Genomic DNA, 7,256 nt, shown 5'->3' with positions numbered 1-7,256 from the left:
AAGGTGCGCGACGGCTTCCATCTCTGGAGCGAGCGCTACGACCGCGAGATGAAGGACGTGTTCGACATCCAGGACGACATCAGCCGCGCCATCGTCGCCGCGCTGGAGGTGCAGTTGGGCGGCCCATCTCCATGCCGGCCTGGAAGAAAATGACTTGGCCTTCGCCGCCCTGGAACAGGCGTTGATCGAGCGTGAGCCCTTCCTGGCGTGGTGCCCGGTTCGGCGCAACCACATGGAGCTCGTGAGCTTGGAATCGGACCCACGCTGGCCGGTGTTCATCGAGAAAGTGAAAGCGGCCGTCGAGGCCGGTGCTGGCGCGACGATCTGAAAGACTCACTTGAGCGGCCGACAATCAAGCAACAACACATCTGCGACGAACATCGGTGTCTCGCGGTTGCCGACGAGACGCGCGGGTGATACGCTGGTTTAGAGCGTTTCACCCTCACTTCGTAAGCACCGATGAGCACAGTCGAGGAGATCACCGCCGCAATCGAGCAGCTCCCCGCCGATGATGTCGCCCGGGTCCGGGCGTGGTTAATGGAGTTCAGCGAGCGGCTTTGGGACGAACAGATCGAGCGCGACGAGCGCGACGGCCGACTCGACGAGATGATCGACAAGGCGCTGGACGACCACCGAGCCGGACGGACTCGCCCGCTTTGAATCACCACACCACCGCCGACTTTTGGGAATGCTATGCTCGTCTGCCGGAGGCGGTGCAGCGAGTGGCCGATCGCCATTATGCACTGTTGCGGCAGAACCCTCGGCATCCGTCTCTGCACTTCAAGAAGGTCGGACGGCTGTGGTCGGTGCGGGCAGCTTCGGGCTATCGGGCTTTGGCGGCCGAGGCGGCGGATGGATTGATCTGGTTTTGGATTGGCCCTCACGATGAATACGAGCGCCTGCTGGCCGACGCATGATGGATAATAACTCCCTGAAATCGTTCGCCGAGGCGCTGCCGCCGCTGCGCCGCTCTCTCGAGCTCGACCCGAATTTTGCCTTCGCTCACTGGCAGTTGGGCCGGGCATACTGGTTCCTGGGAGATCGCGAGGCGGCGCTCGTGGAACTGCACCGGGCCGTTGAGCTTTCCGGACGGTTGCCCATGTTCTTATCCACACTGGGTCAGGCACTGGCGCTCTCCGCGCAGGTAGGCCAAGCGCGGCAGATTCAACGCGAACTGACCGAGCGCACGGTCCCAGCCCCCACAAGTCCATATTTCCTGTCTCATCTTCATGCCGCCCTGGGAGAAAATGATCTGGCCTTCGCCGCGCGTGGAACAGGCGTTGGTTGAGCGTGATCTCTTCCTGGCATGGTTGCCCGTTGGGCGCAGCCTCATCAATCTCATGGGCCTGGAATCGGACCCGCGCTGGCCGGTGTTCATCGAGAAAGTGAAAGCGGCAGTCGAGGCCGGCGCCGGCGCGACGATTTGAAAGACTCACCCAATTGCCGATTGCCGCGTCTGTACTCCGGCCAGAAAAGGTTCGATAGCCGTCCAGTCGGGCGTCGTCCTTTTTGCCTTACTGGAACAGGCTCATGGCACGAAGGAACGCTGCCGTGCCAGTCAAGTCGCTGTTGTTCTGGGTGCCAGTTGCCACGGAAATGAGCGCGGCGTCGGCCAGGGCGAAGTCACCGCTGCGATATTCCGCATCTGAGGGCCATCTGGAACCAAAGGTCGATTGCATGCGCTAAACCCGGATTTTTTGCCTCCCGTGTAACGCCAACGATAATCCGTTGTGTATTTATCATAGGATGTGACGATGACCGCAACCCCTTCCACACGCTCCAGCTTGTTGCTCCGACTGCGTGATCCACAAGATCACCGGGCTTGGCTTGAGTTCGTAAACCTGTATGAGCCAGTGGTTTATCGATTGCTTCGGAGGCACGGGCTCCAAGACGCCGACGCGCGGGAGATCATGCAGGAGCTGTTTCTGGCCGTCAGTGGCAATATCGATCGCTGGGATCCGGCAAGAGAGCGAGGATCGTTCCGCGGATGGCTGCGGCGGGTGACTCGCAACCTGGTGATCAACTGGTTCAAACATCGCGACCGGCGCGTCGTCGGAACCGGTGGTTCCGATATGCTGGCCATGCTCGACATGCTGCCCGCGGCGGAAGAGCCGGCGAGCGCCGAGTTCGACTACGAATTGCGGCGGGCGATGTTTCAGCGCGCGGCCGAACAGGTACGCGCCGAAGTCCGCCCCGCGACATGGGCGGCCTTCTGGGAGACCAGCATCGCCGGAAAGTCTCCCGCCGACGCGGCCGGGAAACTGGGGATGACCTTGGGGGCAATTCGAGTCGCCAAGTGTCGCGTGCTGGCCCGCTTGCGTGCCAAGGTGAACGAACTGGAGGAAACGGTATGACGTCTTCCTGTTCGATCGACCTTTTGCAATCGGTGCTGGCGGGAAAGCTGTCGGAGTGCGATGAGGTGTTGCTGCATCGCCACCTGGAAGCCTGCGAGGAGTGCAGCGCGGCCTTGGAACGAATGGCCGGCGGCGCAAGTTGGTGTCATGAAGCCGCGGCGATGCTTGCCAATGACGAACTGGATGGCGCGCTGACCGCTGGCGACGAATGGTCTGAAGCGGACTTCGCCGTGGAATTCCTCGAGCCCGCTAACGGGCCGAATATGCTTGGTCGGTTAGGTGGCTACGAGGTGCTGAAGATCATCGGCCGGGGCGGCATGGGAGTGGTGTTGAAGGGTTTCGACCCCGATCTGAAGCGCTCCGTGGCAATCAAGGTTCTGTCGCCACACCTGGCCTGCAGCTCGTTGGCCAAGAAGCGGTTCTCACGCGAGGCTCAAGCGGCGGCGGCTGTCGTACATCCCAATGTGATGGCGATTTACCAGGTGCAAGCAGGCGGACGATTGCCGTTCTTGGTGATGCCTCTGGTTGGCGGAGAATCACTCGCCCAGCGGCTGGCCGCGAAAGGGACATTGGAGCTCACGGAAGTTCTACGCATCGGCATGCAGGCGGCGGCGGGCCTGGCCGCGGCACACGAACAGGGACTGGTTCATCGAGATGTGAAACCGGCCAACATCCTGTTGGAAAAGGGAGTGGAACGGGCACTACTCACTGATTTCGGCCTGGCGTGCGCCGCGGATGACGTTGCCCTCACGCGATGGGGCATCATCGCCGGCACTCCCCAGTACATGTCGCCCGAGCAGGCACGAGGCGAACCGCTCGACGGCCGTTCCGATCTGTTCAGTCTGGGCTGCGTCCTCTACGAAATGGCGACGGGCGTTTCGCCTTTCCGCGCCGACTCAACCATCGCCACCCTGCGGCGAGTGGTTGATGACGCGCCCCAGCCGATGGCCTCGCTCAATCGTGAGCTGCCGCCGTGGTTCAGTGCCCTTGTCGATCGATTGTTGCAAAAGGATCCCGCACCCCGCTTTGACTCGGCGCAGGAGGTGAGCGACCTGCTCGAGCAGTGTCTGGCTCATTTGCAACAACCGTCGGTCGCGCCTTTGCCCGCGTCGCTCGCACCTCAAACTACTGGTCGTCCGCGCAATTTCTACTCATTCAGGAAGGGAGTGATCGCAGTGCTCGCAACATTAGGTTTCGCCTTATTGGGAATGTTTCTTGGGCAATCGCCCGAGGCCGGACCAACTTCATTTGTGCTACCGAACGGCTTGCGCGTGCGGCTAGTGCCCGAACGCGATCCAGGCAAGGTTGCGCTGTCGTTGGCCGTGCGTGCGGGCATACTGAATGAGGGCAAGGGCCAGGCGCTTTTGTCGCAAATAACGGAGCATGCCACGGTTTTCGATGTGGGTGACGCACGGCTTGCCGAAAAGGTCAAGCAGTGGTACGCGGAAAGCAAGCTGAGTGCCGTGAACTTGGGCGAATTCATGCGTTTCGACCTGGATGATTGCACGCGCGACGAACTGCCCCTGGCGCTGGCCATTGAGGCGGCCATCCTCGGCAACATGAACTACTCCGCCGCGACGCTCGAGCGGGAGATCCCCAGTGTGTTGTTTGAAGTCGAACATTGGGGAAATCTTGCCCTGGTCCCCTTTGCACAGGCAGCGTTCCACGCCCAAACCGAAGTTCCACTGCGGCGACAAATGAAGAACTTCGGGGTCGAGGACGTGCGCGGCTTCCATGATCGTTGCTTCCGCATCGATTCGGCGGTTCTTATCGTCATCGGGGATTTCGACGTCGCCCAGACACGTCAAGCGATCGAAGATCGCTTCGGACCGCTGGCCAAAGCGAAGGATCCACTGCCATCGCGGCCGGGGCTGACGCCCGGTAAGCGGCGCGTGCGATGGGACGTGCCCATGCGGCATTGGTTCATGTCCTGGCCGCTTCCGCCGGCCGACGATCCCGATTATCCGGCTCTCCATCTCGTCGCGGGCGTGCTGGAAAGGCGGTTGTTCAACTCTCCCGACCGTGCGGCCTTGGGAACCTTGCCAGAAGTGCATGACGATTTCGATCGCCTCCTGGTCATCGACTGCGAGGCGCCGACCGAGGAGAGCTTCGACGCTTGGAGGAAACTCGTCGCCGCCGAGATGGACCGCCTGGGTCAACCGGGCGGACTCGACGAAATGGAATTGCGTTCCTACTCGAACGAGCTCGACGAGTTTTTTCAGACAGATTTGGATAAGGTTGAGTTGCCGCCCGACGTCAGCCGCACGACCGCCCGGGGCAATATCGAGTTGCAGCGGCTGAGGATGGAGATCGTGGCCGGCGACTTCGATCAGCTCCGGACGAGAATGAAGGCGGTGTCGCCCGAAGCGGCCGCTGCTGCCGTCCGTAAATGGTTGGCCGCCGACCGCGCGTGCATCATCGAAGTCGTGCCGGAAGACAAAAAGGCCGGCGCTGAGGATCGGACGGGTGCGCGGCAAGACCGGAAGGTCGTGCGGCTTGCCTGGTTTCCTCGTTACTCGCCCGACGGAAAATGGCTGGCCACTGCCCACGGCCATTGGGACGCCAACGAGGGAGGCGAAGTCCGGGTCTGGGATGCACAAACGGGTGAAGCAAAGTTCGTGATTCCGACGCAGCGCGGAGTGAGGACGGTCGCGTGGGCGCCGAAAGGCGAATACTTCGTCTCCGGCGATTACGGCGGAATGATTTCTTTTTACGACGCGCAGTCGGGCAAGCGCACGGATGAAATAAAGTTGCCACGCAACGTCGAAGTGTTGCAGTTCTTGCCCGACGAGCAGCGCCGAGTCCTGGTCGCCGCGGTGGGGGACGGCTCCGTGCGCGTTTTCGATGTGCCGTCGAAGAAGCCGTTGCATAGCTGGAAGCTTCATCGCAAGGTGTGGGGCATGGCGATTTCACCGGACGGAAAAACTTTGTGCATGTGCGGCCAGGACCGTGTCGCGCATCTGCTCGATATGGACAACTACGAGGTCTTGCACCGTCTGCAGCACCCGGCCGACGTCAACGGAGTCGTCTTCACCGAGGACGGCAAGCATGTCCTCACCGGCTGTGCTGACGCGACGATTCGGATCTTTGAGGTCGAGAGCGGCAAGGAAGTCGGTCGGCTTGAGGGACACAAGCAGGGAAGCGTCACCGATTTGTGCTTCGCGCCGGGAGGCAAGCTGCTCGCCAGTTGCGGCATGGACGGCTCGGTGCGCCTGTGGGACTTCGCCGACTTCGCACACCCAAAACTTGCGGAGACGCTCGATGGGGCCAATGACCTGGTTTTCGGCGTGGCGATTTCGCCCGACGGCAAACGGCTGGCGTTTGGCGGCTGGAGCGGCCAGATTAGAGTGATCGACCTGGATACGCACGAGCCAAAATGGGCGTGGTCATCACCTTAGAATAGATTAAACGGCCAAACTTGCGCGCAGCGCATCGCCCGCTGAGCGCACTATCCTGGCCGCAAGGAGGGCCCGCACACTTCACAAGGAGATCGGTCGATGAAACTTGGGCGTCGAATCAAGCGAAACCAGAGTCGATCGAACGCGGCGAGTGGAGTGATCGCGGTACGCATCGCCGTAATTCTGTTTCTGACGCACTCTCTGAAAGTGTGCGTCGCGCAAGAACTGCCAGGCACGACACTGCGTCTCTGCGAGCAGGCTGACGAGTTGGTTGGGGAAGGCAAACCGCTGACCGGCCTGATTGTGCTGGAGTCAGAGAGAGACAAGGACCCATTGCTTCAACAGCAATTGGCCGTGCTCCGCTCGTGCGTGGGTGATTGGCGTGGAGCACATCAGGCGATGGACACTCTCACCCGCAAGCCGCCTCAGAAGGCGGTTCCTTTTTCGGAATCGGTCGTGTGCGTGTCTGCGCTGGATGCCATTGCCGAGCAGGCGCGAGATCACCGCATCGTCATCGTGAACGAAGCACATCATGTACCACAGCACCGCGCCTTCATCCTGCGACTGTTGCCAAAGCTTCGCGCTCAAGGGTATAAATACTACGCTGCGGAGGCGTTGGTGGAGGACGATGTGCAGGAATTGAAGACGCGCGGTTACGCGACCCGTGGAACTGGCGGTTACATGAACGAACCTGTGTTCGGCGACGTCATTCGCGAGGCTTTGGCACTGGGGCTCACACCCATCGCGTACGAAGATACCAGCGGTACGTCACTCGCTGACCAGGTTGATGACATCAACTCACGCGAAACGGAGCAATGTCGCAACTTGACGAACCGGCTCTTTTCCAAAGAACCTGATGCACGAGTGATTGTGCATGTCGGCTACAGCCATGCCATGGAGCGCCCCGAGAAGGCCAAGGACGGACGAGAGATCGTCTGGCTGGCGGCCCGTCTGGCGCGCGCAACGGGTAGCGACCCGCTGACGATCGACCAAACGCTGCATACGGAAAGGGGCGATGCGACTCTGGCCACGCCTCAATGGCGGCAAGCCGTCAAAAATGGTTGGCTGGATCGTCCTGTCGTCCTCAGGCATGGGGATGGCGCCTTCGATGTCACCGGTTCCGTTGCCGGTTCAGTCGACATGCAGGTGCTTCACCCGCCGACCAAGATCATCGAAGGCCGTCCCGATTGGCTGGTGACCGCCACGGGGAGGGTAGCTGTTTCCATTCCAGACGAGGTCCGCGCCGAATCGGTTCGAATGCTGGTCCAAGCGTTTATTCAGCATGAGAGCGACGATGCTATCCCTTTCGATCAGGCGCTTTTGATGCCTGGAGAACCACGGCCAAAGTTGCTTTTGAAGCCGGGCGAATATCGGATGGTAATCCAGGACGAGCGAGGCATGGAGATTCTCCGGCGACCGCTCGTGATCGCCAGCAATTAGCAATTTCATCGCAGGCTGGAACATCCGTATCGACATTGAAATCTCGCAACACTCACAGAAGAAT

General features: G+C 60.8%; 9 protein-coding genes. 8 read left to right on the top strand and 1 reads right to left on the bottom strand.

Annotation, left to right across the window (positions count from 1 at the left end; all coding sequences use genetic code 11):
- Positions 1-154: 154 nt before the first annotated feature.
- The 5 genes from VNH11_05890 (at position 155) to VNH11_05870 (ending at position 1,427) form a co-directional block, all read left to right on the top strand.
- Positions 155-328 carry a hypothetical protein gene (locus tag VNH11_05890; GenBank protein ID HVA45901.1) on the top strand — a complete coding sequence of 58 codons (174 nt, stop codon included), beginning with the start codon at positions 155-157 and terminating at the stop codon, positions 326-328.
- Positions 329-459: 131 nt separating this feature from the next.
- The gene (locus VNH11_05885) at positions 460-660 is read left to right on the top strand and encodes a hypothetical protein (protein ID HVA45900.1); all 201 of its coding nucleotides are present in this window, start codon (positions 460-462) and stop codon (positions 658-660) included.
- Positions 657-917 carry a hypothetical protein gene (locus VNH11_05880; protein ID HVA45899.1) on the top strand — a complete coding sequence of 87 codons (261 nt, stop codon included), beginning with the start codon at positions 657-659 and terminating at the stop codon, positions 915-917. The genes VNH11_05885 and VNH11_05880 overlap by 4 nt, the downstream gene beginning before the upstream one ends.
- Positions 914-1,288 (top strand): hypothetical protein, encoded by a 375-nt coding sequence (locus VNH11_05875; GenBank protein HVA45898.1) that lies wholly within the window; start codon positions 914-916, stop codon positions 1,286-1,288. The genes VNH11_05880 and VNH11_05875 overlap by 4 nt, the downstream gene beginning before the upstream one ends.
- Positions 1,269-1,427 carry a hypothetical protein gene (locus VNH11_05870; GenBank protein HVA45897.1) on the top strand — a complete coding sequence of 53 codons (159 nt, stop codon included), beginning with the start codon at positions 1,269-1,271 and terminating at the stop codon, positions 1,425-1,427. The genes VNH11_05875 and VNH11_05870 overlap by 20 nt, the downstream gene beginning before the upstream one ends.
- A gap of 87 nt (positions 1,428-1,514) precedes the next feature.
- On the opposite strand, the gene VNH11_05865 is transcribed toward VNH11_05870, so the two are convergent.
- Complete coding sequence (locus VNH11_05865) at positions 1,515-1,679, bottom strand: hypothetical protein (protein ID HVA45896.1); 165 nt, start codon at positions 1,677-1,679, stop codon at positions 1,515-1,517.
- 75 nt (positions 1,680-1,754) lie between these two features.
- On the opposite strand from VNH11_05865, the gene VNH11_05860 reads away from it, so the two are divergent.
- The 3 genes from VNH11_05860 to VNH11_05850 all read left to right on the top strand — a co-directional run bounded on the left by VNH11_05860 (position 1,755) and on the right by VNH11_05850 (position 7,192).
- Entirely contained in the window at positions 1,755-2,354 is a 600-nt protein-coding gene (locus tag VNH11_05860) for a sigma-70 family RNA polymerase sigma factor (protein ID HVA45895.1), read from the top strand.
- Positions 2,351-5,752 carry a protein kinase gene (locus VNH11_05855; protein ID HVA45894.1) on the top strand — a complete coding sequence of 1,134 codons (3,402 nt, stop codon included), beginning with the start codon at positions 2,351-2,353 and terminating at the stop codon, positions 5,750-5,752. Before VNH11_05860 ends, VNH11_05855 begins: the two co-directional genes overlap by 4 nt.
- A gap of 99 nt (positions 5,753-5,851) precedes the next feature.
- Positions 5,852-7,192 (top strand): hypothetical protein, encoded by a 1,341-nt coding sequence (locus VNH11_05850; GenBank protein ID HVA45893.1) that lies wholly within the window; start codon positions 5,852-5,854, stop codon positions 7,190-7,192.
- Positions 7,193-7,256: the final 64 nt, after the last annotated feature.

This window comes from Pirellulales bacterium, from assembly GCA_035533075.1.
Classification (GTDB): domain Bacteria; phylum Planctomycetota; class Planctomycetia; order Pirellulales; family JAICIG01; genus DASSFG01.
The sequence above is the reverse complement of the archived record's forward strand: the minus strand, read 5'-3'. Positions and strand labels throughout refer to the sequence as shown.